The organism is Serratia sp. CMO1 (genome assembly GCF_015689115.1).
In the GTDB taxonomy this organism is placed as follows: domain Bacteria; phylum Pseudomonadota; class Gammaproteobacteria; order Enterobacterales; family Enterobacteriaceae; genus Serratia; species Serratia marcescens.
Genome location: NZ_CP065032.1, coordinates 4465582 through 4489184, shown reverse-complemented (window position 1 = coordinate 4489184; position 23603 = coordinate 4465582). Strand labels below are relative to the sequence as shown.

22 protein-coding genes, 2 tRNA genes and 4 rRNA genes are annotated in these 23603 nt (G+C 55.1%); 22 read left to right on the top strand and 6 right to left on the bottom strand.

The annotated features are described in order from the left end of the window. Nucleotides 1-67 precede the first annotated feature (67 nt). From rpsM to IT763_RS21315, 8 genes are all read left to right on the top strand, one after another. Nucleotides 68-424: a 30S ribosomal protein S13 gene (gene rpsM, locus IT763_RS21350; RefSeq protein WP_004929734.1), complete on the top strand. Its 357-nt coding sequence runs from the start codon at nt 68-70 to the stop codon at nt 422-424. 16 nt (nt 425-440) lie between these two features. After that, complete coding sequence (gene rpsK, locus IT763_RS21345; RefSeq protein WP_004929731.1) at nt 441-830, top strand: 30S ribosomal protein S11; 390 nt, start codon at nt 441-443, stop codon at nt 828-830. Nucleotides 831-860: 30 nt separating this feature from the next. Beyond that, on the top strand, nt 861-1481 hold the full coding sequence (gene rpsD, locus IT763_RS21340; RefSeq protein ID WP_004929729.1) for a 30S ribosomal protein S4: 621 nt from the start codon (nt 861-863) through the stop codon (nt 1479-1481). Between the two features lie 25 nt (nt 1482-1506). After that, entirely contained in the window at nt 1507-2496 is a 990-nt protein-coding gene (gene rpoA / locus IT763_RS21335) for a DNA-directed RNA polymerase subunit alpha (protein ID WP_002919219.1), read from the top strand. A gap of 40 nt (nt 2497-2536) precedes the next feature. Then, a complete protein-coding gene (rplQ, locus tag IT763_RS21330) occupies nt 2537-2926 on the top strand; it encodes a 50S ribosomal protein L17 (protein WP_004929726.1) in 390 nt (129 codons plus the stop codon). Nucleotides 2927-3074: 148 nt separating this feature from the next. Continuing rightward, entirely contained in the window at nt 3075-3449 is a 375-nt protein-coding gene (locus tag IT763_RS21325) for a DUF1992 domain-containing protein (RefSeq protein ID WP_143778642.1), read from the top strand. Beyond that, nucleotides 3449-3880 (top strand): Zn(2+)-responsive transcriptional regulator, encoded by a 432-nt coding sequence (gene zntR / locus IT763_RS21320; protein WP_016930321.1) that lies wholly within the window; start codon nt 3449-3451, stop codon nt 3878-3880. The genes IT763_RS21325 and zntR overlap by 1 nt, the downstream gene beginning before the upstream one ends. A 75-nt stretch (nt 3881-3955) precedes the next feature. Continuing rightward, nucleotides 3956-4162: an alternative ribosome-rescue factor A gene (locus tag IT763_RS21315; protein WP_206194988.1), complete on the top strand. Its 207-nt coding sequence runs from the start codon at nt 3956-3958 to the stop codon at nt 4160-4162. Nucleotides 4163-4220: 58 nt separating this feature from the next. Here IT763_RS21315 and mscL read toward each other — a convergent pair whose 3' ends face one another. From mscL to def, 5 genes are all read right to left on the bottom strand, one after another. Further along, nucleotides 4221-4637, bottom strand: coding sequence for a large-conductance mechanosensitive channel protein MscL (gene mscL / locus IT763_RS21310; protein ID WP_025304493.1), 417 nt, complete (start codon nt 4635-4637; stop codon nt 4221-4223). Nucleotides 4638-4774: 137 nt separating this feature from the next. Further along, nucleotides 4775-6151 (bottom strand): Trk system potassium transporter TrkA, encoded by a 1377-nt coding sequence (gene trkA / locus IT763_RS21305; RefSeq protein ID WP_004929716.1) that lies wholly within the window; start codon nt 6149-6151, stop codon nt 4775-4777. Between the two features lie 55 nt (nt 6152-6206). Then, complete coding sequence (rsmB, locus tag IT763_RS21300; RefSeq protein ID WP_206194987.1) at nt 6207-7496, bottom strand: 16S rRNA (cytosine(967)-C(5))-methyltransferase RsmB; 1290 nt, start codon at nt 7494-7496, stop codon at nt 6207-6209. Between the two features lie 72 nt (nt 7497-7568). Then, nucleotides 7569-8513: a methionyl-tRNA formyltransferase gene (gene fmt / locus IT763_RS21295; RefSeq protein WP_115436583.1), complete on the bottom strand. Its 945-nt coding sequence runs from the start codon at nt 8511-8513 to the stop codon at nt 7569-7571. Between the two features lie 17 nt (nt 8514-8530). Then, nucleotides 8531-9040 (bottom strand): peptide deformylase, encoded by a 510-nt coding sequence (gene def / locus IT763_RS21290; protein ID WP_015379260.1) that lies wholly within the window; start codon nt 9038-9040, stop codon nt 8531-8533. Nucleotides 9041-9173: 133 nt separating this feature from the next. On the opposite strand from def, the gene dprA reads away from it, so the two are divergent. Genes dprA through aroE form a run of 5 tightly spaced genes read left to right on the top strand, consistent with a single transcriptional unit; the run spans nt 9174 to nt 12718 of the window. Further along, nucleotides 9174-10295 (top strand): DNA-protecting protein DprA, encoded by a 1122-nt coding sequence (gene dprA / locus IT763_RS21285; protein ID WP_206194986.1) that lies wholly within the window; start codon nt 9174-9176, stop codon nt 10293-10295. Beyond that, on the top strand, nt 10267-10740 hold the full coding sequence (smg, locus tag IT763_RS21280) for a DUF494 family protein Smg (protein ID WP_004929707.1): 474 nt from the start codon (nt 10267-10269) through the stop codon (nt 10738-10740). The genes dprA and smg overlap by 29 nt, the downstream gene beginning before the upstream one ends. 25 nt (nt 10741-10765) lie before the next feature. Then, nucleotides 10766-11311 carry a type I DNA topoisomerase gene (locus IT763_RS21275; protein WP_025304489.1) on the top strand — a complete coding sequence of 182 codons (546 nt, stop codon included), beginning with the start codon at nt 10766-10768 and terminating at the stop codon, nt 11309-11311. A gap of 7 nt (nt 11312-11318) precedes the next feature. Further along, entirely contained in the window at nt 11319-11888 is a 570-nt protein-coding gene (gene tsaC, locus IT763_RS21270) for an L-threonylcarbamoyladenylate synthase type 1 TsaC (RefSeq protein ID WP_049299067.1), read from the top strand. A gap of 11 nt (nt 11889-11899) precedes the next feature. Beyond that, a complete protein-coding gene (gene aroE, locus IT763_RS21265) occupies nt 11900-12718 on the top strand; it encodes a shikimate dehydrogenase (protein WP_049299065.1) in 819 nt (272 codons plus the stop codon). A 40-nt stretch (nt 12719-12758) separates the two neighbouring features. On the opposite strand, the gene IT763_RS21260 is transcribed toward aroE, so the two are convergent. After that, nucleotides 12759-13301 carry a gamma carbonic anhydrase family protein gene (locus tag IT763_RS21260; protein WP_004929699.1) on the bottom strand — a complete coding sequence of 181 codons (543 nt, stop codon included), beginning with the start codon at nt 13299-13301 and terminating at the stop codon, nt 12759-12761. A 507-nt stretch (nt 13302-13808) separates the two neighbouring features. On the opposite strand from IT763_RS21260, the gene IT763_RS21255 reads away from it, so the two are divergent. From IT763_RS21255 to aceA, 9 genes are all read left to right on the top strand, one after another. Then, nucleotides 13809-15350: ribosomal RNA gene (locus IT763_RS21255) — 16S ribosomal RNA — on the top strand. Nucleotides 15351-15438: 88 nt separating this feature from the next. Then, nucleotides 15439-15514, top strand: a tRNA-Glu gene (locus IT763_RS21250). Between the two features lie 239 nt (nt 15515-15753). Beyond that, a 23S ribosomal RNA gene (locus tag IT763_RS21245) occupies nt 15754-18661 on the top strand. A 98-nt stretch (nt 18662-18759) separates the two neighbouring features. Further along, a 5S ribosomal RNA gene (gene rrf, locus IT763_RS21240) occupies nt 18760-18875 on the top strand. Between the two features lie 14 nt (nt 18876-18889). After that, nucleotides 18890-18965 (top strand) — tRNA-Thr (locus IT763_RS21235). Nucleotides 18966-19010: 45 nt separating this feature from the next. Beyond that, nucleotides 19011-19126 (top strand): 5S ribosomal RNA (gene rrf / locus IT763_RS21230). The 16S, 23S and 5S rRNA genes sit together here with 2 tRNA genes alongside, the layout of an rRNA operon. Nucleotides 19127-19326: 200 nt before the next feature. Continuing rightward, nucleotides 19327-20256 carry a homoserine O-succinyltransferase gene (gene metA / locus IT763_RS21225; RefSeq protein WP_004936623.1) on the top strand — a complete coding sequence of 310 codons (930 nt, stop codon included), beginning with the start codon at nt 19327-19329 and terminating at the stop codon, nt 20254-20256. 374 nt (nt 20257-20630) lie between these two features. Continuing rightward, nucleotides 20631-22229, top strand: a complete 1599-nt coding sequence (gene aceB, locus IT763_RS21220; RefSeq protein ID WP_016930307.1) for a malate synthase A — start codon at nt 20631-20633, stop codon at nt 22227-22229. A 41-nt stretch (nt 22230-22270) separates the two neighbouring features. Beyond that, a complete protein-coding gene (gene aceA / locus IT763_RS21215; RefSeq protein ID WP_004936630.1) occupies nt 22271-23578 on the top strand; it encodes an isocitrate lyase in 1308 nt (435 codons plus the stop codon). Nucleotides 23579-23603: the final 25 nt, after the last annotated feature.

Genomic DNA, 23603 nt, shown 5'->3' with positions numbered 1-23603 from the left:
TTATTTGAGTATCCTGAAAACGGGCTTTTCAGAATGGTGTTGCTGTATAAAATAGTAGGAGTGCATAGTGGCCCGTATAGCAGGCATTAACATTCCTGATCATAAACATACCGTTATCGCCTTAACGTCGATCTTCGGTATCGGTAAAACCCGTTCACAGGCTATCTGTGCATCCACGGGTATTGCTGAAAATGTTAAGATCAGTGAGCTGTCTGAAGAGCAAATCGAAAAGCTTCGTGATGCAGTTGCCAAATACACCGTTGAGGGTGATTTGCGTCGTGAAATTACCCTGAGCATCAAGCGTCTTATGGACCTTGGTTGCTATCGTGGTTTGCGTCATCGTCGTGGTCTGCCGGTACGCGGTCAGCGCACCAAGACCAACGCTCGTACCCGTAAGGGTCCGCGCAAGCCGATCAAGAAATAATCGGGGTTATTGAATAATGGCAAAGGCACCTGTTCGTACACGTAAGCGTGTAAGAAAGCAAGTCTCTGACGGCGTGGCTCATATCCATGCTTCTTTCAACAACACCATCGTTACCATCACTGATCGTCAGGGTAATGCTTTGGGTTGGGCAACAGCCGGTGGTTCCGGTTTCCGTGGTTCTCGTAAGTCCACTCCGTTCGCAGCACAGGTTGCAGCAGAACGTTGTGCTGACGCAGTGAAAGAATACGGTATCAAGAACCTGGAAGTTATGGTTAAAGGACCTGGTCCTGGTCGTGAGTCTACTATCCGCGCTCTGAACGCGGCTGGTTTCCGCATCACTAACATTACTGATGTGACTCCGATCCCTCATAACGGTTGTCGTCCGCCGAAAAAGCGCCGCGTGTAACGCAGCTTTTAGGATTGTTGGAGAAAGAAAATGGCAAGATATTTGGGTCCTAAGCTCAAGCTGAGCCGTCGTGAGGGCACAGACCTGTTCCTTAAGTCTGGCGTTCGCGCGATCGATTCCAAGTGTAAAATTGAACAAGCACCTGGTCAGCACGGTGCGCGTAAACCGCGTCTGTCTGATTACGGTGTTCAGTTGCGTGAGAAGCAGAAAGTTCGTCGTATGTACGGCATTCTGGAGCGTCAATTCCGCAACTATTACAAAGAAGCAACCCGCCTGAAGGGCAACACCGGTGAAAACCTGTTGCAGCTGCTGGAAGGTCGTCTGGACAACGTTGTTTACCGTATGGGCTTCGGCGCTACTCGTGCAGAGTCACGTCAGCTGGTTAGCCACAAAGCAGTTATGGTAAACGGTCGCGTTGTTAACATCGCTTCTTATCAGGTATCTCCGAATGACGTAGTCAGCATCCGCGAGAAAGCTAAAAAGCAGTCTCGTGTTAAAGCTTCTCTGGAGCTGGCTGAGCAGCGTGAAAAGCCGACTTGGCTGGAAGTTGATGCTGCTAAGATGGAAGGCGTGTTCAAGCGTATGCCTGAACGTACCGATCTGTCTGCGGACATTAACGAACACCTGATCGTCGAGCTTTACTCCAAGTAAAGCTTAGTACCAAAGAGAGGACACAATGCAGGGTTCTGTGACAGAGTTTCTAAAACCGCGCCTGGTAGATATCGAGCAAGTCAGTTCGACGCACGCCAAGGTGACCCTTGAGCCTTTAGAGCGTGGCTTTGGCCATACTCTTGGCAACGCACTGCGCCGTATTCTGCTTTCATCTATGCCGGGTTGCGCGGTGACCGAGGTTGAGATTGATGGTGTACTGCATGAGTACAGCACCAAAGAAGGCGTACAGGAAGATATCCTGGAGATCCTGCTCAACCTGAAAGGGCTGGCGGTGAGAGTTCAAGGCAAAGACGAAGTTATTCTTACCCTGAATAAATCTGGCATTGGCCCTGTGACCGCTGCCGACATCACCCATGATGGTGATGTCGAAATCGTCAAGCCTCAGCACGTGATTTGCCACCTGACTGATGAGAACGCGGCTATCAGCATGCGTATCAAAGTTCAGCGCGGTCGCGGTTATGTGCCGGCTTCTGCCCGAATTCATTCGGAAGAAGATGAGCGCCCAATCGGTCGTCTGTTGGTTGACGCCTGCTACAGCCCTGTAGAGCGTATCGCCTACAATGTTGAAGCTGCGCGTGTAGAACAGCGTACTGACTTGGATAAGCTGGTCATCGAAATGGAGACCAATGGCACGATCGATCCTGAAGAGGCGATCCGCCGTGCGGCCACCATTCTGGCTGAACAACTTGAAGCTTTCGTTGACCTGCGTGATGTGCGTCAGCCGGAAGTTAAAGAAGAGAAACCGGAATTCGATCCGATCTTGCTGCGCCCTGTTGACGATCTGGAATTGACTGTCCGCTCTGCTAACTGCCTCAAGGCAGAAGCTATCCACTACATCGGTGATCTGGTACAGCGTACCGAGGTTGAGTTGCTGAAAACGCCAAACCTGGGTAAAAAATCTCTTACCGAGATTAAAGACGTGCTGGCCTCACGTGGTCTGTCTCTGGGCATGCGCCTGGAAAACTGGCCGCCGGCAAGCATTGCTGACGAGTAACCGGATCACAGGTTAAGGTTTTACTGAGAAGGATAAGGTCATGCGCCATCGTAAGAGTGGTCGTCAACTGAACCGTAACAGCAGCCATCGCCAGGCTATGTTCCGTAACATGGCCGGCTCTTTGGTTCGTCATGAGATCATCAAGACGACCCTGCCAAAAGCAAAAGAGCTGCGTCGCGTTGTTGAGCCGCTGATTACTCTTGCCAAGACCGACAGCGTAGCTAATCGTCGTCTGGCATTCGCCCGTACTCGTGATAACGAGATCGTGGCAAAACTGTTTAACGAGCTGGGCCCGCGTTTCGCGAGCCGTGCCGGTGGTTACACTCGCATTCTGAAGTGTGGCTTCCGCGCAGGCGACAACGCGCCGATGGCATACATCGAGCTGGTTGATCGTGCTGAGTCTCAAGCAGAAGTAGCAACTGCAGAGTAATCTGTAGACGCGTAAAAAAACCGGGCTTGCCCGGTTTTTTTACGCCCAAATCCCGCCAAATGTGCTCAATTCCCCCGCCGTGCTTAAGATCCTCGCCCCTATCCGTTATGCTAAGACTCATTCAATAGGCTCACTGAGACGGTCTGTTATGGGGTTGCTTGACCAATGGGCGGAACGTCATATCCTTGATGCCCAGGATAAAGGCGAGTTCGACAATCTGCCCGGCCAGGGCCAACCGCTGGTGCTGGACGATGACAGCGCGGTGCCTGCTGAGCTGCGCGCCGGTTACCGTCTGCTGAAAAATTCCGGTTACCTGCCGCCGGCGCTGGAAGATCGCAAAGAGGCGTTGACCGTTGCTCACTTACTGCAAGGGATCAACAGTGAGCATCCGGACTATGTCGATCTCAGCAAGCGCATGGCACTGCTGGAACATCGGTTGCGTCAGGCTGGGATGAGCACCGATTTCTTGCATGGCGAATATCAGCGCGCGCTGGACGGTAAATTCACTCGGGAGGAGAAGTAATGTTCAAGATAGGTCAGTTGGCCAAGCTTGCCGAAGTGACGCCGGATACCGTGCGTTACTATGAAAAGCAGGGCATGATGGATCACAATGTCCGCACAGAGGGCGGTTATCGACTCTACACCGAGCAGGATCTGCAGCGGCTGCGTTTTATTCGCTATGCCAAACAGTTGGGCTTTACTCTGGAAACGATCGCCGAACTGCTGTCGATCCGGGTTGATCCTGAACATCATACCTGCCAGGAGTCGAAGTCGATCGTCGATGCTCGCCTGAGCGAAGTGGAAAGTAAGTTGGCGGAGCTGACTCGCATGCGCGAATCGTTGAAACGCTTGAGCGACGCCTGCTGCGGCACTGCCCATACCAGCAACTATTGTTCTATTCTGGAAGCCTTGGAACAGGGCGCCAGCGATGATAAAGGCAAAAAAGGTTGCTGACGGCACTTTAATTTTTATATTGCCGGCAGTATTATCGGCTCGTTTTATTACCCTACCTTTTACAGGAGCATTATCATGACGAAATATCGTCACACCAAAGGTCAGATTCAAGCTAACGCCATTGAGGCGCTGCTGCATGATCCGCTATTCCGTCAGCGGGTAGAAAAGAATGTGAAAGGCAAAGGCAGCTATCGGCGTAAAGAAAAATACAACAAAGGCGGTAACTGGGAGGCCAGTGGTAAACTATCAAGCGATAATTTACCATTGGCCTTCTGGTTTTAAGGCATTAAAAAAGCCACCTTCATCAGGTGGCTTTTTATTGGCATAACCAAACGCTGTCTTACAGTTTTGGCTGCTGTTGCTGGCTCAGCAAATCACGGATTTCCGTCAGCAGTTTCTCTTCTGCGGTAGGTGCCGGCGGCGCTGCGGGCGCTTCTTCCTGTTTGCGGCGCATTTTGTTCATCAATTTAATCGCCAGGAAGATGGCGAAGGCGACAATCACGAAGTCGAATACGGTTTGGATGAATGAACCATAGTTCATTACCACCGCCGGTACGGCGCCCTGAGCTTCGCGTAACACCAGATGGAACTGTTTAAAGTCGACGCCGCCGATCAGTAAGCCCAGTGGTGGCATGATGATATCAGCCACGAAGGACGAAACAATCTTGCCGAATGCGGCACCGATAATCACACCGACGGCCAGATCGACCACGTTGCCACGCATGGCAAATTCGCGAAACTCTTTCAACATACTCATAGAACGCACCCCTTGCAGAATTAATAACTCAAGTTTAACAAAGCAATTTCCCTTTGCCACAAAAGGAGAGAAGTTTTATCTCCTCCCAAGGCAGAGAACAACCACGCGATTATAGACCATAGCCAAATAAATTCGTTCTACAAGAAGAACGGGCTCGGTTGGAACAAGCGTTCAACGTCAGGCACGAATTTCTTGTCAGTAATAAACATGATGACGTGATCGCCCTGTTCGATTTTGCTGTTGCCGTTGGCAATGATCACGTCATCGCCACGCACGATCGCACCGATGGTCGTCCCCGGTGGCAACTTGATATCTTCGACGATGCGGCCGACCACTTTGGACGTGCTTTCATCGCCGTGTGCAATCGCCTCGATCGCTTCCGCCACGCCGCGGCGCAGCGACGAAACGCTGACGATATCCGCTTTGCGCACGTGCCCCAACAGGGCGGAGATGGTCGCCTGCTGCGGTGAAATGGCGATATCAATCACGCTGCCCTGCACCAGGTCGACATAGGCGCGGCGCTGGATCAGCACCATCACCTTCTTGGCGCCCATGCGCTTAGCCAGCATGGCGGACATGATGTTGGCCTCATCGTCGTTGGTGATGGCGATGAAAACATCCACCTGCTCGACGTGCTCTTCGGCCAGCAGCTCCTGATCGGAGGCATCGCCGTAGAACACGATGGTATCGTGCAGCTGTTCGGCCAGTTCGGCGGCGCGTTGCTGATTCCGCTCGATCAGTTTGACGTTGTAGTCTTTTTCCAGTTTGGCGGCCAGGCCGGCGCCGACGTTGCCGCCGCCGACGATCATGATGCGCTTATAGGGTTTTTCCAGCCGCTGCAGTTCGCTCATCACCGCGCGGATATGCTGTGAGGCGGCGACGAAGAAAACTTCATCGCCTGCTTCGATAATGGTCGAGCCCTGCGGACGGATCGGTCTGTCCTGGCGGAAAATAGCGGCGACGCGGGTGTCGATATGCGGCATATGCTCGCGCATTGAAGAGAGCGCATTGCCGACCAGCGGGCCGCCGTAATAGGCTTTAACCGCGGCGATGCTGACCTTGCCTTCGGCGAAGTTAACCACCTGCAGGGCGCCAGGGTATTCAATCAGCTTGTAGATATAGTCGATGACCAGCTGCTCCGGCGAAATCAGATGGTCGATTGGCACCGCTTCCGGCAGGAACAGTTTTTCCGACTCGCGGATATATTCCGGCGCGCGGATACGGGCGATACGGTTGGGGGTGTTAAACAGAGAATAGGCGATCTGGCAGGCGATCATGTTGGTTTCGTCGGAGTTGGTGACGGCGACCAGCATGTCGGCGTCTTCTGCGCCGGCTTCGCGCAGCACCCGAGGGTGGGAACCATGTCCCTGAACCACCCGCAAATCGAATTTATCCTGTAGTTGGCGCAAGCGGCCGGAATCGGTATCGACGACGGTGATATCGTTGTTTTCACCCACCAGGTTTTCCGCCAGCGTCCCGCCAACCTGACCGGCACCAAGAATAATTATTTTCATCGTGTTCTCTGCTTCACACTGAAAGACTTAGGGCGCGCACGCACGCCCTGAAGCATTACATTTTAATCAGCTTAGCGTAAAAGAAGCCATCGCCGTCCTCGGGATGCGGGATATTCTGTCGCCCTGGCCGTTGCGCATCGCCGGTTTCAACCAGCTTGGCATCGGCGTGGCGTTGCAAGAACGCGGCGATCTGGCTGCTGTTTTCATCCGGCAGGATAGAGCAGGTGGCGTAAACCATCACGCCGCCTGGTTTTAGATGCGGCCAGACGGCTTCCAGAATTTCTGCCTGCAGTGCGGCGAGTTCGGCGATGTCGCGATCGCGGCGCAGCCATTTGATGTCGGGGTGACGGCGGATCACGCCGGTGGCGGAACAAGGCGCGTCCAGCAGGATACGATCGAACTGTTTGTCCCCGCACCACTGCTGCGGAGTGCGGCCATCGCCCAATTTAACCTCTGCGTGCAAACGCAGACGCTGCAGGTTCTCTTTGACTCGCGCCAGGCGCTGTTCGTCGATATCGACCGCCATGACGTGCGCTTTCGGCGCCGCTTCCAGAATATGCGTGGTTTTGCCGCCGGGTGCGGCGCACAGGTCGAGGATCTGTTCGCCGTCTTGCGGATCCAACAGATCGACACACCCCTGGGCTGAGGCATCTTGCACGGTGACCCAGCCTTCGGCGAACCCTGGCAGATCGGTCACGGCGCAAGGCGCCAGCAAACGCACCGCATCGGCATAGTCTGAATGAGTTTCCGCGGCGATGCCGGCGTCGTTCAGCAGCTGCAGATAAGCGTCACGGGTGTGATGCAGGCGGTTGACGCGCAGCCACATCGGCGGTTTCTGGTTATTGGCGTCGACGATCTGTTCCCAGTTGGCGGGATAAGCTTGTTGAATGCGTTTCAGCAACCAGCTCGGGTGCAGATAGCGGCTGTCATTGTTAGAGGCGCGCTGCAGCAGCTCTTCCTGCTGGCGCTGGAATTGCCGCAAGACGCCGTTAATCAGGCCTTTTAACTGCGGCCGTTTCAGCGCCACCGCGCCTTCCACGGTTTCCGCCAACACGGCGTGCGCCGGGATGCGGGTATACAGCAACTGATACAGGCCGAGCATCAGCAAGTAGTGCAGCGTACGCTGCTTACCGGTCAGCGGCTTGGCCATCAATTGCTGAATGCACCATTCGAGCTGCGGCAGCACGCGCAACGTGCCGAAACACAGCTCCTGCAGCAATCCGCGATCTTTATCGCTGATGGAGGTTTGCAGCGCCGGCAGGACAGTGCTGAGCGACTGCCCCTGATCCAGCACCTGGCCGATGGCTTTGGCAGCGATGCTGCGGAGATTGTAATTATTTTTCATAGGCTGAAGCTGATAACGATCGGCATTAAGAAAATAACGGCCCGGCGATGAACGGCCGGGCAGTGGAGCGACTTACAGCCGGTTACCCGGGGTAAACCATTCACGACGTGAATTTAAAAGGTCTTGCGCCGACATCGGTTTCTTGCCGGCGGGCTGCAGTTGGATCAGGTTGAGGATACCGTCGGCAGTCGCCACCTGGATACCGTGCTTGTCGGCATGGACAACGGTGCCTGGCTCCGCGTTGGCGCTTTGTGCCAGTACGCTGGCCTGCCACACTTTCACCGGTTGATCGTCGATGGTGAAGTAGCTGACCGGCCAAGGGTTGAAGGCGCGGATGCAGCGCTCCAACTGGGCAGCGGACAGTGTCCAGTCCAGGCGGGCTTCTTCTTTGCTCAGTTTCTCGGCGTAGGTGACCAGCGCTTCGTCCTGCACTTCGCGGGTGGCGCTGCCGTCTGCCATTTGGCGCAGCGTAGTCAACATGCCCTGTGGGCCGAGCTGGGCCAGCTTGTCGTAGAGACTGGCGCTGGTATCGCTGCTCTCAATCTGGCAGGCAATCTTGTGCATCATGTCACCGGTATCGAGACCGACGTCCATCTGCATGATGGTCACGCCGGTTTCGCTGTCACCGGCCCAGAGCGAACGCTGGATCGGCGCCGCGCCGCGCCAGCGAGGCAGCAGCGAGCCATGTACGTTGATGCAACCGAGACGCGGCATATCCAGCACCGCCTGCGGCAGGATCAGCCCGTAGGCCACCACCACCATCACGTCGGCGTTGAGATCGGCCACCAGGCGCTGGTTCTCTTCGGGGCGCAGCGATTTGGGCTGAAATACCGGCAGTTGGTGTTGCTCGGCCAGCACTTTGACCGGGCTTGGCGTCAGCTTGTTGCCGCGGCCCGCCGGGCGGTCGGGCTGGGTAAAAACGCCGACAATCTGGTGCTCAGATGACAACAGCGCGTCAAGATGACGCGCTGCGAAGTCTGGTGTTCCGGCGAAAATAATCCGTAAAGAGTCAGACACGTTGATTTCCTGATCGGTTAGGCGCGGGCTTGAAGCTTGGCCATTTTTTCCAGTTTCTGACGAATGCGCTGACGCTTGAGCGGCGACAGGTAATCGACGAACAGTTTGCCCATCAGGTGATCCATCTCGTGCTGGATGCAGATCGCCAACAGGTCGTCCGCTTCCAGCTCGAAAGGTTTGCCTTCACGATCCAGTGCGCGGATCTTCACCTGCGCGGCGCGCGGCACTAACGCACGCTGCTCGGGAATGGAAAGACAGCCTTCCTCGATGCCGGTTTCGCCGCTTTTTTCCAGCAGCTCCGGGTTGATCAACACCAGGCGCTGATCGCGATTCTCGGAGACGTCGATCACGATAATGCGCTGATGGATATCCACCTGAGTCGCAGCCAGGCCAATGCCTTCCTCTGCGTACATGGTTTCAAACATATCATCCACGATGCGCTGGATATCTGCATTGACTTCTTTTACCGGCGCTGCGACTTTGCGCAGACGCTCGTCTGGGAAATGTAATACCTGCAAGACTGACATATATCTTTAGATCTGTATCCGAGTAATGAACGAGGTTTAACCTCTATTCTAGACATTTCCCGACCTGATTGACAGCATTGTGCACCAATTGCTCAGATTGGTAATACCACCGTTTTTGCTGAGGGAACAGACGATGCGGCCGGAAGAGATCGCTTTACGGATGCGAGGGGTAACGGGGCTGCAGACCGTCGTGGCCAGCCGGATCGTGCAGCAGCTATCGCAAATGGATTGCGAACCACGCCGCGTGCTGCATGAGCTGGGATTGAACGAACGGCAGCAGACGCAGTTCAACCAGTTGGATCCCGGTTATCTGTCGGCTAGCCTGCGTTGGTTGGAGCTGCCGGCGCACCGTATGCTGAACTATGGGGCGGCCGGTTATCCCGAACGCCTGGCCCAGATCGACGATGCGCCGCTATTTTTGCTGATCGAAGGCGATCCTCAGGCGTTGTCGCACCCGCAGCTCGCCATGGTGGGCTGCCGGCAGTTCAGCCACTACGGCGAGCGTTGGGCTCACCATTTCGCCGAGGAATTGGCGCGTTGCGGTTTCACCATCACCAGCGGTTTGGCGATCGGCATCGACGGCATTTGCCATCGCGCGGCGCTGGCGGCCGGTGGCTGCACGATTGCGGTGTTGGGCAGCGGGCTGGGCAATATCTATCCGCGCCGGCACCGCCGGCTCGCGGAGCAGATAGTCGAGCAGGGCGGTGCGGTGATTTCAGATCATTTAGTCACCGACTTGCCTCTGGCCGACCATTTTCCTCGCCGTAACCGTATTATCAGCGGGCTCAGCCAGGGCGTTCTGGTCATAGAAGCCTCGTTGCGCAGCGGTACCCTGGTGACAGCTCGCTATGCGCTGGAGCAGGGGCGTGAGGTATTCGCCTTGCCGGGGCCGTTAGGGAACCCGATGAGCGAAGGCACGCACTGGCTGATCCAACAGGGCGCGCATCTGGTCACCGGGCCGAAAGATATCGCCGAATTGCTGGGAAGCGGCCTCCAATGGTTGCCACTGAACGAAAATACAACTATTTGTGCGTCGCAGGCTGAAGTTGAATTGCCATTTGCCGATGTGTTGGCTAACGTAGGAGATGAGGTGACACCTGTTGACGTCGTCGCTGAACGTGCCGGCCAACCTGTGCCAGTGGTGGTAATCAAGTTACTCGAACTGGAGTTAGCAGGGTGGATCGCAGCTGTACCCGGCGGCTATGTCCGATTAAGGAGGGCAAGCCATGTTCGACGTACTCATGTACTTGTTTGAAACTTATATCCACAATGAACCAGAGATGCGCGTCGATCAGGATCAACTGACCGATGATCTCGCCCAAGCGGGGTTTCATCAGGATGATATCTACAACGCGTTGAATTGGCTTGAGAAGTTGGCTGACCTGCAAGAAGGTCAAAATGCGCCTTACTTTATGGATGCCGATCCGCTGGCGATGCGGATCTATACCGAAGAGGAAAGCGCGCGTTTGGACGCCGGCTGCCGTGGTTTTCTCCTGTTCCTGGAACAGATTCAGGTATTGAACCTCGAAACCCGTGAAATGGTTATCGACCGCGTTATGGCTTTGGATAATGCGGAATTCGATCTCGAAGATCTGAAATGGGTCGTGTTGATGGTGCTGTTTAATATCCCCGGATATGAAAGCGCCTATCAGCAAATGGAAGAACTGTTGTTTGAAGTGAACGAAGGTTATCTGCATTGAGCCGATAACGCGCATAGAAGACGTTATGACAAAAAACGCGATTTTTGCCGCCAGGCAAAATGAACCCTGTCCGGAATGCGGGGCCGAGCTGGTGATCCGTAGCGGTCGCCACGGCCCTTTTCTCGGCTGTTCCCAGTATCCTGAATGCCAATATATTCGGCCGCTGAAAGCACAGGCCGATGGCCATATCGTCAAGGTGTTGGACGGGCAACCGTGCCCGAAATGTCAGGCGACGTTGGTGCTGCGCCAGGGGCGCTATGGCATGTTTATCGGCTGCAGCGATTATCCGCAGTGCGATCACACTGAAGTGATCGATAAGCCTGATGAAACCGCCATTACCTGTCCGCAGTGCGGCCAAGGCAAACTGTTGCAGCGCAAGTCGCGTTACGGCAAGGTTTTCCACTCCTGCGATCGTTACCCGGAATGCCAGTTTGCTCTCAACGTTAAACCCGTCGCCGGTGAATGCGCCTATTGCCATTATCCGCTGCTGATGGAAAAGCGCACGGCAAAAGGCCCCGTCCTGTGCTGTGCCAGCAAGCTGTGCGGGAAACCCGTTGCGACTACAGAATAATCACATCATGAATTCAGAATTAAGCCCGAACCTTTTATCTATCATCGATGCTTTGCATCAACAGCAGGTGATTGCCTATCCCACCGAAGCGGTATTCGGCCTGGGTTGCGATCCTGACAGCGAACAGGCGATCAATGCGCTGCTGGCGTTGAAACAGCGGCCGTGGGAAAAGGGGCTGATTCTGATCGCCGCCGACTATGCGCAGCTTAAGTCTTATATTGACGACAGTACGCTCAGCGAACAGCAGCGCGCGACGATGTTCGCCAGCTGGCCTGGGCCGGTAACCTGGGTATTGCCTGCTCGCCCGGAGACGCCGCGTTTGTTGACCGGGCGTTTCAGTTCACTGGCGGTGCGCGTCAGCGATCATCCGTTGGTGCAGTTGCTGTGCCGGCAGTACGGCAAGCCGCTGGTGTCGACCAGCGCCAATCTCAGTGGGCTGGAACCGTGCCGCAGCGCGGATGAGGTCACACGGCAATTTGGCGAGGCTTTCCCGGTATTGGCCGGCAAGGTAGGCGGCCGTCTTAATCCTTCCGAAATCAGAGATGCTCTGACCGGCGAACAGATCCGTCAGGGCTAGAGGAAATGGGCATGGAGAAGTTTGCGGTATTTGGCAACCCTATCGGCCACAGCAAGTCGCCGCGAATTCATGCGCTGTTCGCAGCCCAGACTGACATAGAGCATCCTTATGGAACAGTGCTGGCGCCGCTGGACGGTTTTGAAATCAGCCTGCAGGAATTTATCCGCGCCGGAGGGCAGGGGGCGAACGTCACGGTGCCTTTCAAGGAGCGAGCTTATTCGGCTGCTTCTGAGCTGAGCGAGCGTGCAGCGATGGCCGGGGCGGTCAATACCCTGAAGGTGTTGCCGAATGGTGGCCTATTGGGGGATAACACCGACGGCATCGGTTTGCTGACCGATCTGCAGCGTCAGCAATTGATCCGGCCGCAGGATCGCATTCTGCTGGTGGGCGCCGGCGGCGCGGCGCGCGGCGTGATCCTGCCGCTGCTGTCTTTCGGCTGCCGGCTCACGATCACCAACCGCACCTTCAGCCGGGCCCAAGAGTTGGGCGACGCTTTCCGGCATCTGGGGGAGATCTCGGCGGTGCCGATGGATCAATTGGGTCAACAAGCTTTTGATCTGGTGATCAATGCGACGGCATCCGGCATCAGTGGAGAGATCCCGGCGTTGCCTACGGGCGTAGTCAACGCGCAAACCCGTTGCTATGACATGTTCTATCAGCAGGGCGTCACGCCGTTCCTAGCCTGGGCGCAGCAGCAAGGGGCAACGGAATATGCCGATGGGCTGGGCATGTTGGTGGGGCAGGCGGCGCATGCTTTCCTGCTTTGGCACGGAGTGATGCCAGAGATCGAACCGGTATTACGCCAGCTGCGCAGCGAACTGGCGGCATAAATCCCCTACCCCGTTCTCTTTATAGGGAACGGGGAGCCCGTCAGATGTCTTCCGACAGGTATTCATCTTTCCAGCGTACATAGTTGTTAGAAGAATAAAGCAATCCCTCCAACTCGGCGGCGGTCAAAGGCCGAACCTGGCGTGCCGGGCTACCCATATAAAGATAGCCGCTGGCCAGGCGTTTGCCCGGCGCTACCAAACTGCCGGCGCCAATCATCACATCGTCTTCTACGACTACGCCGTCCAACAGGATCGATCCCATACCGACCAGCACCCGGTTGCCGATGGCGCAGCCGTGCAGCATCGCTTTATGGCCAACGGTCACGTCTTCTCCAATAAGCAGGGGATAACCGTCGGGGTTATGTTCGGAGCGATGAGTTACATGCAGCACGCTGCCGTCCTGAATATTGCTGCGCGCACCGATCTTTACCGCATTGACGTCACCGCGAATGGCGACCAACGGCCAGATGCTGACGTCATCCGCCAGATCGACGTCGCCGATCACCACGCTGGAAGGATCGATCAAGACGCGTTGACCGAGTTTGGGTGTGTATTGAAGATAAGAACGTACTGCATCGGACATGGTGCTTGCCTCACGTCGGGATCATATTTACCGGCAATACTAGACCCTGGCGATGGAATTACAACCAGTCGCCGCGCCGGATCCTGCGGAAAATGGCCCTGATCGCACAAGATCCACCCGGAAGGGCTGAAAAGTGTGCAAACGGAAAGAAAAGATCAAAAAAGGGGTTGTGCAAAAAACTCGGATCCCTATAATGCGCCTCCATCGACACGGCGCAAGTGATTCACTTCACACAGCGGCCGGGAAGAAAGAGAAAAAATCCTGAAAATTAGGGTTGACTCTGAAAGAGGAAAGCGTAATATACGCCACCTCGAGTTAGCAAGCGAAAGCGCCTAACTCACTGCTCTTTAACAATTTATCAGACAATCTGTGTGGGCACTCCACAAGACGATATCCAGCATCTTCGGATGCAAAAAAATATCAAGTCTTGAAGAGTGACTAACTGAAGTAAAATTCATGCAGTAAATCTTTGAGCATCGCTTCTCGAGTGGAAGCAAATCAAGCTTTTAATTGAAGAGTTTGATCATGGCTCAGATTGAACGCTGGCGGCAGGCTTAACACATGCAAGTCGAGCGGTAGAACAGGGGAGCTTGCTCCCCGGGTGACGAGCGGCGGACGGGTGAGTAATGTCTGGGAAACTGCCTGATGGAGGGGGATAACTACTGGAAACGGTAGCTAATACCGCATAACGTCGCAAGACCAAAGAGGGGGACCTTCGGGCCTCTTGCCATCAGATGTGCCCAGATGGGATTAGCTAGTAGGTGGGGTAATGGCTCACCTAGGCGACGATCCCTAGCTGGTCTGAGAGGATGACCAGCCACACTGGAACTGAGACACGGTCCAGACTCCTACGGGAGGCAGCAGTGGGGAATATTGCACAATGGGCGCAAGCCTGATGCAGCCATGCCGCGTGTGTGAAGAAGGCCTTCGGGTTGTAAAGCACTTTCAGCGAGGAGGAAGGTGGTGAGCTTAATACGTTCATCAATTGACGTTACTCGCAGAAGAAGCACCGGCTAACTCCGTGCCAGCAGCCGCGGTAATACGGAGGGTGCAAGCGTTAATCGGAATTACTGGGCGTAAAGCGCACGCAGGCGGTTTGTTAAGTCAGATGTGAAATCCCCGGGCTCAACCTGGGAACTGCATTTGAAACTGGCAAGCTAGAGTCTCGTAGAGGGGGGTAGAATTCCAGGTGTAGCGGTGAAATGCGTAGAGATCTGGAGGAATACCGGTGGCGAAGGCGGCCCCCTGGACGAAGACTGACGCTCAGGTGCGAAAGCGTGGGGAGCAAACAGGATTAGATACCCTGGTAGTCCACGCTGTAAACGATGTCGATTTGGAGGTTGTGCCCTTGAGGCGTGGCTTCCGGAGCTAACGCGTTAAATCGACCGCCTGGGGAGTACGGCCGCAAGGTTAAAACTCAAATGAATTGACGGGGGCCCGCACAAGCGGTGGAGCATGTGGTTTAATTCGATGCAACGCGAAGAACCTTACCTACTCTTGACATCCAGAGAACTTAGCAGAGATGCTTTGGTGCCTTCGGGAACTCTGAGACAGGTGCTGCATGGCTGTCGTCAGCTCGTGTTGTGAAATGTTGGGTTAAGTCCCGCAACGAGCGCAACCCTTATCCTTTGTTGCCAGCGGTTCGGCCGGGAACTCAAAGGAGACTGCCAGTGATAAACTGGAGGAAGGTGGGGATGACGTCAAGTCATCATGGCCCTTACGAGTAGGGCTACACACGTGCTACAATGGCGTATACAAAGAGAAGCGACCTCGCGAGAGCAAGCGGACCTCATAAAGTACGTCGTAGTCCGGATTGGAGTCTGCAACTCGACTCCATGAAGTCGGAATCGCTAGTAATCGTAGATCAGAATGCTACGGTGAATACGTTCCCGGGCCTTGTACACACCGCCCGTCACACCATGGGAGTGGGTTGCAAAAGAAGTAGGTAGCTTAACCTTCGGGAGGGCGCTTACCACTTTGTGATTCATGACTGGGGTGAAGTCGTAACAAGGTAACCGTAGGGGAACCTGCGGTTGGATCACCTCCTTACCTAAAGATATTAGTTCGAGTGGCGTGCTCACACAGATTGTCTGATGAAAAAGTAACGAGCAAAAGCGTCATAAAAGTACGGTGTCGTGTCCCCTTCGTCTAGAGGCCTAGGACACCGCCCTTTCACGGCGGTAACAGGGGTTCGAATCCCCTAGGGGACGCCAAGCTTCCGACCCACCCGGTGAAAGCGGCGGTCTCAAGTATCTGACGATACACCATATCTTAAAGATGACTTCCGAGTCATGTTTAAGATATTGCTCTTTAACAATCTGGAACAAGCTGAAAATTGAAACATGACGGCTGAAATTTATCCCTCCGTAGAAGTACCGGGATGAAGAGTAACCTGTCATAGAGTCTCTCAAATGTTTGCAGCACGAACGATGGAAACATCTTCGGGTTGTGAGGTTAAGTGACTAAGCGTACACGGTGGATGCCTAGGCAGTCAGAGGCGATGAAGGGCGTGCTAATCTGCGAAAAGCGTCGGTAAGGTGATATGAACCGTTATAACCGGCGATACCCGAATGGGGAAACCCAGTGTGTTTCGACACACTATCATGTCATGAATACATAGTGGCATGAGGCGAACCGGGGGAACTGAAACATCTAAGTACCCCGAGGAAAAGAAATCAACCGAGATTCCCCCAGTAGCGGCGAGCGAACGGGGAGGAGCCCAGAACCTGAATCGGCTTGTGTGTTAGTGGAAGCGTCTGGAAAGTCGCGCAGCAAAGGGTGATAGCCCCGTACACTAAAATGCACAGGTCGTGAGTTCGATGAGTAGGGCGGGACACGTGACATCCTGTCTGAATATGGGGGGACCATCCTCCAAGGCTAAATACTCCTGACTGACCGATAGTGAACCAGTACCGTGAGGGAAAGGCGAAAAGAACCCCGGCGAGGGGAGTGAAATAGAACCTGAAACCGTGTACGTACAAGCAGTGGGAGCACCTTCGTGGTGTGACTGCGTACCTTTTGTATAATGGGTCAGCGACTTATATTTTGTAGCAAGGTTAACCGTATAGGGGAGCCGTAGGGAAACCGAGTCTTAACTGGGCGAATAGTTGCAAGGTATAGACCCGAAACCCGGTGATCTAGCCATGGGCAGGTTGAAGGTTGGGTAACACTAACTGGAGGACCGAACCGACTAATGTTGAAAAATTAGCGGATGACTTGTGGCTGGGGGTGAAAGGCCAATCAAACCGGGAGATAGCTGGTTCTCCCCGAAAGCTATTTAGGTAGCGCCTCGTGAACTCATCTTCGGGGGTAGAGCACTGTTTCGGCTAGGGGGCCATCCCGGCTTACCAAACCGATGCAAACTCCGAATACCGAAGAATGTTATCACGGGAGACACACGGCGGGTGCTAACGTCCGTCGTGAAGAGGGAAACAACCCAGACCGCCAGCTAAGGTCCCAAAGTCATGGTTAAGTGGGAAACGATGTGGGAAGGCATAGACAGCCAGGATGTTGGCTTAGAAGCAGCCATCATTTAAAGAAAGCGTAATAGCTCACTGGTCGAGTCGGCCTGCGCGGAAGATGTAACGGGGCTAAACCATGCACCGAAGCTGCGGCAGCGACGCTTAGGCGTTGTTGGGTAGGGGAGCGTTCTGTAAGCCGGTGAAGGTGGCCTGTGAGGGTTGCTGGAGGTATCAGAAGTGCGAATGCTGACATAAGTAACGATAAAGCGGGTGAAAAGCCCGCTCGCCGGAAGACCAAGGGTTCCTGTCCAACGTTAATCGGGGCAGGGTGAGTCGACCCCTAAGGCGAGGCTGAAAAGCGTAGTCGATGGGAAACAGGTTAATATTCCTGTACTTGGTGTTACTGCGAAGGGGGGACGGAGAAGGCTAGGCTAGCCGGGCGACGGTTGTCCCGGTTTAAGCGTGTAGGGGGTGTGACCTGGTAAATCCGGTTGCATACTAACCCTGAGGCGTGATGACGATGCACTACGGTGCAGAAGTAGTTGATGCCCTGCTTCCAGGAAAATCCTCTAAGCTCCAGGTAACATTAAATCGTACCCCAAACCGACACAGGTGGTCAGGTATAGAATACCAAGGCGCTTGAGAGAACTCGGGTGAAGGAACTAGGCAAAATGGTGCCGTAACTTCGGGAGAAGGCACGCTGGCATGTAGGTGAAGTCCCTCGCGGATGGAGCTGAAGCCAGTCGAAGATACCAGCTGGCTGCAACTGTTTAATAAAAACACAGCACTGTGCAAACACGAAAGTGGACGTATACGGTGTGACGCCTGCCCGGTGCTGGAAGGTTAATTGATGGGGTCAGCCGCAAGGCGAAGCTCTTGATCGAAGCCCCAGTAAACGGCGGCCGTAACTATAACGGTCCTAAGGTAGCGAAATTCCTTGTCGGGTAAGTTCCGACCTGCACGAATGGCGTAATGATGGCCAGGCTGTCTCCACCCGAGACTCAGTGAAATTGAACTCGCTGTGAAGATGCAGTGTACCCGCGGCAAGACGGAAAGACCCCGTGAACCTTTACTATAGCTTGACACTGAACATTGAGCCTTGATGTGTAGGATAGGTGGGAGGCTTTGAAGCGTGGACGCCAGTCTGCGTGGAGCCATCCTTGAAATACCACCCTTTAATGTTTGATGTTCTAACTCGGCCCCATAATCTGGGGTGAGGACAGTGTCTGGTGGGTAGTTTGACTGGGGCGGTCTCCTCCCAAAGAGTAACGGAGGAGCACGAAGGTTAGCTAATCACGGTCGGACATCGTGAGGTTAGTGCAAAGGCATAAGCTAGCTTGACTGCGAGAGTGACGGCTCGAGCAGGTACGAAAGTAGGTCTTAGTGATCCGGTGGTTCTGAATGGAAGGGCCATCGCTCAACGGATAAAAGGTACTCCGGGGATAACAGGCTGATACCGCCCAAGAGTTCATATCGACGGCGGTGTTTGGCACCTCGATGTCGGCTCATCACATCCTGGGGCTGAAGTAGGTCCCAAGGGTATGGCTGTTCGCCATTTAAAGTGGTACGCGAGCTGGGTTTAGAACGTCGTGAGACAGTTCGGTCCCTATCTGCCGTGGGCGTTGGAAGATTGAGAGGGGTTGCTCCTAGTACGAGAGGACCGGAGTGAACGCACCACTGGTGTTCGGGTTGTCATGCCAATGGCATTGCCCGGTAGCTAAGTGCGGAAAAGATAAGCGCTGAAAGCATCTAAGCGCGAAACTTGCCTCAAGATGAGTCTTCCCTGGGCCTTCAAGGCCCCTGAAGGAACGTTTAAGACTAAGACGTTGATAGGCTGGGTGTGTAAGTGCAGCGATGCATTGAGCTAACCAGTACTAATGATCCGTGAGGCTTAACCTTACAACACCGAAGGTGTTTTTAGAGAGATTTTCAGCGAAGTTCCGAGATTGGTTCTGATGGCGACACGAGAGTGAAGCGGTTGGAATAAAACGAATTTGCCTGGCGGCAATAGCGCGGTGGTCCCACCTGACCCCATGCCGAACTCAGAAGTGAAACGCCGTAGCGCCGATGGTAGTGTGGGGTCTCCCCATGCGAGAGTAGGACACTGCCAGGCATCAAATTAAGCGTGCTGATATGGCTCAGTTGGTAGAGCGCACCCTTGGTAAGGGTGAGGTCCCCAGTTCGACTCTGGGTATCAGCACCACTTTATTTAAAGTGGGTTTAGAAGTTCGGCAGAAAAAAGAATTTGCTTGGCGGCAATAGCGCGGTGGTCCCACCTGACCCCATGCCGAACTCAGAAGTGAAACGCCGTAGCGCCGATGGTAGTGTGGGGTCTCCCCATGCGAGAGTAGGACACTGCCAAGCATCAAATAAGCCAAGAGGCCATCCGAAAGGATGGCCTTTTTGCTTTTAGGGCTTCTCATCTCCCGCGCCGATATCCTGGCGATCCTCGTGCAATGAAACATTTTCACCTTTCCGCTGAATGCTCGACAGCGACGGAAAAAAACGCTATCTTCGGGCATCTAGAAGTCTAAACGTATAAATGGATATGTGAGGGTTAAGCAATGCCGATTCGTGTTCCTGATGAGTTACCTGCGGTCAATTTCTTGCGCGGTGAGAATGTCTTCGTGATGACATCCTCGCGGGCAAAAACACAGGAAATCAGGCCACTGAAAGTGCTGATCCTCAACCTGATGCCAAAGAAGATCGAAACGGAAAACCAGTTTCTGCGTCTGTTGTCCAACTCGCCGCTGCAGATTGATATCCAGCTGCTGCGCATCGACAGCCGCGAATCGAAGAACACGCCGGCCGAGCATCTGAACAACTTCTACTGCGACTTCGAGGATATCCAGAATGAGAACTTCGATGGCCTGATTGTCACCGGCGCGCCGCTGGGGCTGGTTGATTTCTGCGATGTTGCCTACTGGCCGCAGATCGAACGGGTCATTGACTGGGCCAAAAACCATGTCACCTCTACGCTGTTCGTGTGCTGGGCGGTACAAGCGGCGTTGAATATCCTGTACGGCATTCCCAAGATGACGCGCGAAGTGAAGCTCTCCGGCGTTTATCCGCACCAAACGCTGCAGCAGCATGCGTTGCTGACGCGCGGCTTCGACGAAAGCTTCCTGGCGCCGCATTCACGCTATGCCGATTTCCCGACCGAGGTGATTCGCCAATATACCGACCTGGATATTCTGGCCGAATCCGAGCAGGCCGGCGCCTACCTGTTCGCCAGCAGGGATAAGCGCCTGGCATTTGTCACCGGCCATCCTGAGTATGATGCCCTGACCCTGGCCGGGGAGTATTGTCGCGACAACGAAGCTGGCCTCGATCCTGCCGTACCGCTCAACTACTTCCCCGATGACAACCCCGCACTGACACCGAAAGCCACCTGGCGCAGCCATGGCCACCTGTTGTTCTCCAATTGGCTCAACTATTACGTGTACCAGATCACGCCTTACGATCTGCGCCATATGAATCCGACTCTCGACTGATCTTTCCTGCCTGCCGGCGGCTGAATCGAGGCCGCCGCGCTGTTGATCCTCTGTACGATCCTCTTTTTACCCGCCACTTTTTCCAAAAAACCATTGGCCAACAGCGCGTTAGCCTGTCTTTGCGATTCTATTGGAACCGATTTCCTTACCCATTAGTTATGTTATTTGTTCTAACCAATTGATAATAAAGTGTTAATAAAATATTTAATAATAAAATGGAAATGGTTTTTGATTTTTATTTTTTGTTGAGTATTCTTAGAGCTATCGGGATGAGATCTGACCAGTTTAGGATCGTTTCATCCGCCCTGATCCACAGTGATTTCTGATGAAAATGCGCCGATCGCTCGGGCGCAATGATGGGAAGGAGCAAGGTCATGACGCAACAGATAGCAGGCACGGAGTTAAGGTTTACCCAGGGTTTCGCCGCTGCGGAGCGCCAGGTATTAACGGATGAAGCGGTTGAATTCCTGGCGGAACTGGTGGGGAAATTCACGCCGCGGCGCAATGAGCTGCTGGCGGCGCGTGCCCGCTGGCAGCAAAATATCGATCGCGGCGAGCTGCCTGGGTTTATTTCGGAAACAAATTCCATTCGTGAAGGCGACTGGCAGATCCGCGGCATTCCGCAAGACCTGCGCGATCGCCGGGTCGAGATCACCGGGCCGGTAGAACGCAAGATGGTGATCAATGCGCTTAACGCCAACGTAAAAGTGTTTATGGCGGACTTCGAAGACTCCCTGGCGCCAAGCTGGGATAAAGTCATCGACGGTCAAATCAACCTGCACGATGCGGTTAACGGCACCATCTCCTACACCAATGAAGCCGGCAAGATCTACCAGCTGAAACCGAATCCGGCTGTGTTGATCGCTCGCGTGCGCGGCCTGCATTTGCCGGAAAAACACGTGCTGTGGCGTGATGAAGCCATTCCCGGCGGCCTGTTCGATTTCGCGCTGTATTTTTATCACAACTATCGCCAGCTGTTGGCCAAGGGCAGCGGCCCGTATTTCTACCTGCCGAAAACCCAGTCCTGGGAAGAAGCGGCCTGGTGGAGCGATGTCTTCAGCTTTACCGAGGATCGATTCGATCTGCCGCGCGGCACCATCAAGGCGACCGTGTTGATCGAAACCCTGCCGGCGGTGTTCCAGATGGACGAGATCCTCTATCACCTGCGTGATCACATCGTCGGCCTGAACTGCGGCCGTTGGGATTACATCTTCAGCTACATCAAAACGCTGAAGAATCACGGCGATCGCGTGCTGCCGGATCGTCAGTCGGTGACCATGGAGAAACCTTTCCTCAGCGCCTATTCACGCCTGTTGATCAAAACCTGTCATAAGCGCGGCGCCTTCGCTATGGGCGGCATGGCGGCGTTTATCCCGAGCAAAGACGCTGAGAAAAATGCCTGGGTGCTGAACAAGGTGCGGGCGGACAAAGAGCTGGAAGCCAACAATGGCCACGACGGCACCTGGGTGGCGCATCCGGGGCTGGCGGACACGGTGATGGAGGTGTTCGGCAACGCATTGGGCGATCGCCAGAACCAGCTGGACGTGATGCGTGAGCAGGATGCGCCAATCAGCGCCGCGCAGCTGCTGGAACCGTGCGACGGCGAACGCACCGAAGCGGGGATGCGCGCCAATATCCGCGTGGCGGTGCAGTACATCGAAGCCTGGATCTCCGGCAACGGCTGCGTGCCTATCTATGGGTTGATGGAAGATGCCGCGACGGCGGAGATCTCCCGTACCTCTATCTGGCAGTGGATCCACCATGAGAAGAGCCTGAACGACGGGCGCCCGGTCACCAAGGCGCTGTTCCGCCAGATGTTGCAAGAAGAGATGTTGGTGGTGCGTGAAGAAGTAGGGGAAGCGCGCTTTAACGCCGGCCGGTTCGAAGAGGCGGCGCGCCTGATGGAGCGCATCACCACGCAAGATGAATTAATCGATTTCCTGACGTTGCCCGGCTATGCGCTGCTGGCCTGAACTTTCCCAATCAACCCTACATGACTGAAAGGATAAAAATTATGTCTACCTCTCGCTCTCAACAGATCCAGCAGCTGGAACAGGAATGGAAATCGGCCCGTTGGGAAGGCATCACCCGCCCTTACAGCGCCGAAGACGTGATCAATCTGCGCGGTTCGGTCAACCCGGAATGCACCCTGGCGCAAAACGGCGCCGCCAAACTGTGGGCCTTGCTGAACGGCAAGGCGCGCAAAGGCTACGTGAACTGCCTTGGCGCGCTCACCGGCGGCCAGGCGCTGCAGCAGGCCAAAGCCGGCGTCGAGGCTATCTACCTGTCCGGCTGGCAGGTGGCGGCTGACGCCAACAGCGCGGCGGCCATGTACCCTGACCAGTCGCTGTATCCGGTGGACTCGGTGCCGAAGGTGGTCGAGCGCATCAACAACACCTTCCGCCGCGCCGATCAGATCCAATGGGCGAACCAGATTGAGCCGGGCAGCAAAGGCTACACCGATTACTTCCTGCCGATCGTCGCCGATGCGGAAGCCGGCTTCGGCGGCGTGCTGAACGCCTTTGAGCTGATGAAAGCGATGATCACCGCCGGCGCCGCCGGGGTGCACTTCGAAGACCAGTTGGCGGCGGTGAAGAAATGCGGTCATATGGGCGGCAAAGTGCTGGTGCCGACGCAGGAAGCGATCCAGAAGCTGGTCGCCGCTCGGCTGGCGGCCGACGTGCTCGGTGTGCCGACGCTGGTGATCGCCCGTACCGACGCCGATGCGGCCGACCTGCTGACGTCCGATTGCGATCCGTATGACAGCGCCTTCGTTACCGGCGAGCGCACGGCGGAAGGCTTCTTCCGCACCCATGCCGGCGTCGAACAGGCGATCAGCCGCGGCCTGGCTTATGCCCCTTACGCCGATATGGTGTGGTGCGAAACCTCAACGCCGGATCTGGATGCCGCTCAGCGCTTCGCCGACGCCATTCACGCCAAATACCCGGGCAAGCTGCTGGCCTACAACTGCTCGCCGTCGTTCAACTGGAAGAAAAACCTCGACGACCAGACCATCGCCCGCTTCCAGCAGGCGCTGTCGGACATGGGCTACAAGTATCAGTTCATCACGCTGGCGGGGATCCACAGCATGTGGTTCAACATGTTCGACCTGGCGCACGCCTATGCGCAGGGCGAAGGGATGAAACACTACGTCGAGAAGGTGCAGCAGGCGGAGTTCGCCGCGGTGGATCGCGGTTACACCTTCGCGTCGCACCAGCAAGAGGTGGGCACCGGCTACTTCGACAAAGTCACCACCATCATTCAGGGCGGCGCTTCTTCGGTCACCGCGCTGACCGGTTCGACGGAAGAACAGCAGTTCTGATGCGGCAAGCTTGAAGACGTTTCAC

Excerpts from the sequence above, each read along its gene's own strand:
- rpsK (WP_004929731.1), top strand. The coding sequence starts at position 441 with ATGGCAAAGGCACCTGTTCGTACACGTAAGCGTGTAAGAAAGCAAGTC.
- rpsD (WP_004929729.1), top strand. The coding sequence starts at position 861 with ATGGCAAGATATTTGGGTCCTAAGCTCAAGCTGAGCCGTCGTGAGGGC.
- rpoA (WP_002919219.1), top strand. The coding sequence starts at position 1,507 with ATGCAGGGTTCTGTGACAGAGTTTCTAAAACCGCGCCTGGTAGATATC.
- rplQ (WP_004929726.1), top strand. The coding sequence starts at position 2,537 with ATGCGCCATCGTAAGAGTGGTCGTCAACTGAACCGTAACAGCAGCCAT.
- IT763_RS21325 (WP_143778642.1), top strand. The coding sequence starts at position 3,075 with ATGGGGTTGCTTGACCAATGGGCGGAACGTCATATCCTTGATGCCCAG.
- zntR (WP_016930321.1), top strand. The coding sequence starts at position 3,449 with ATGTTCAAGATAGGTCAGTTGGCCAAGCTTGCCGAAGTGACGCCGGAT.
- IT763_RS21315 (WP_206194988.1), top strand. The coding sequence starts at position 3,956 with ATGACGAAATATCGTCACACCAAAGGTCAGATTCAAGCTAACGCCATT.
- mscL (WP_025304493.1), bottom strand. The coding sequence starts at position 4,637 with ATGAGTATGTTGAAAGAGTTTCGCGAATTTGCCATGCGTGGCAACGTG.
- trkA (WP_004929716.1), bottom strand. The coding sequence starts at position 6,151 with ATGAAAATAATTATTCTTGGTGCCGGTCAGGTTGGCGGGACGCTGGCG.
- rsmB (WP_206194987.1), bottom strand. The coding sequence starts at position 7,496 with ATGAAAAATAATTACAATCTCCGCAGCATCGCTGCCAAAGCCATCGGC.
- def (WP_015379260.1), bottom strand. The coding sequence starts at position 9,040 with ATGTCAGTCTTGCAGGTATTACATTTCCCAGACGAGCGTCTGCGCAAA.
- dprA (WP_206194986.1), top strand. The coding sequence starts at position 9,174 with ATGCGGCCGGAAGAGATCGCTTTACGGATGCGAGGGGTAACGGGGCTG.
- smg (WP_004929707.1), top strand. The coding sequence starts at position 10,267 with ATGTTCGACGTACTCATGTACTTGTTTGAAACTTATATCCACAATGAA.
- IT763_RS21275 (WP_025304489.1), top strand. The coding sequence starts at position 10,766 with ATGACAAAAAACGCGATTTTTGCCGCCAGGCAAAATGAACCCTGTCCG.
- tsaC (WP_049299067.1), top strand. The coding sequence starts at position 11,319 with ATGAATTCAGAATTAAGCCCGAACCTTTTATCTATCATCGATGCTTTG.
- aroE (WP_049299065.1), top strand. The coding sequence starts at position 11,900 with ATGGAGAAGTTTGCGGTATTTGGCAACCCTATCGGCCACAGCAAGTCG.
- IT763_RS21260 (WP_004929699.1), bottom strand. The coding sequence starts at position 13,301 with ATGTCCGATGCAGTACGTTCTTATCTTCAATACACACCCAAACTCGGT.
- metA (WP_004936623.1), top strand. The coding sequence starts at position 19,327 with ATGCCGATTCGTGTTCCTGATGAGTTACCTGCGGTCAATTTCTTGCGC.
- aceB (WP_016930307.1), top strand. The coding sequence starts at position 20,631 with ATGACGCAACAGATAGCAGGCACGGAGTTAAGGTTTACCCAGGGTTTC.
- aceA (WP_004936630.1), top strand. The coding sequence starts at position 22,271 with ATGTCTACCTCTCGCTCTCAACAGATCCAGCAGCTGGAACAGGAATGG.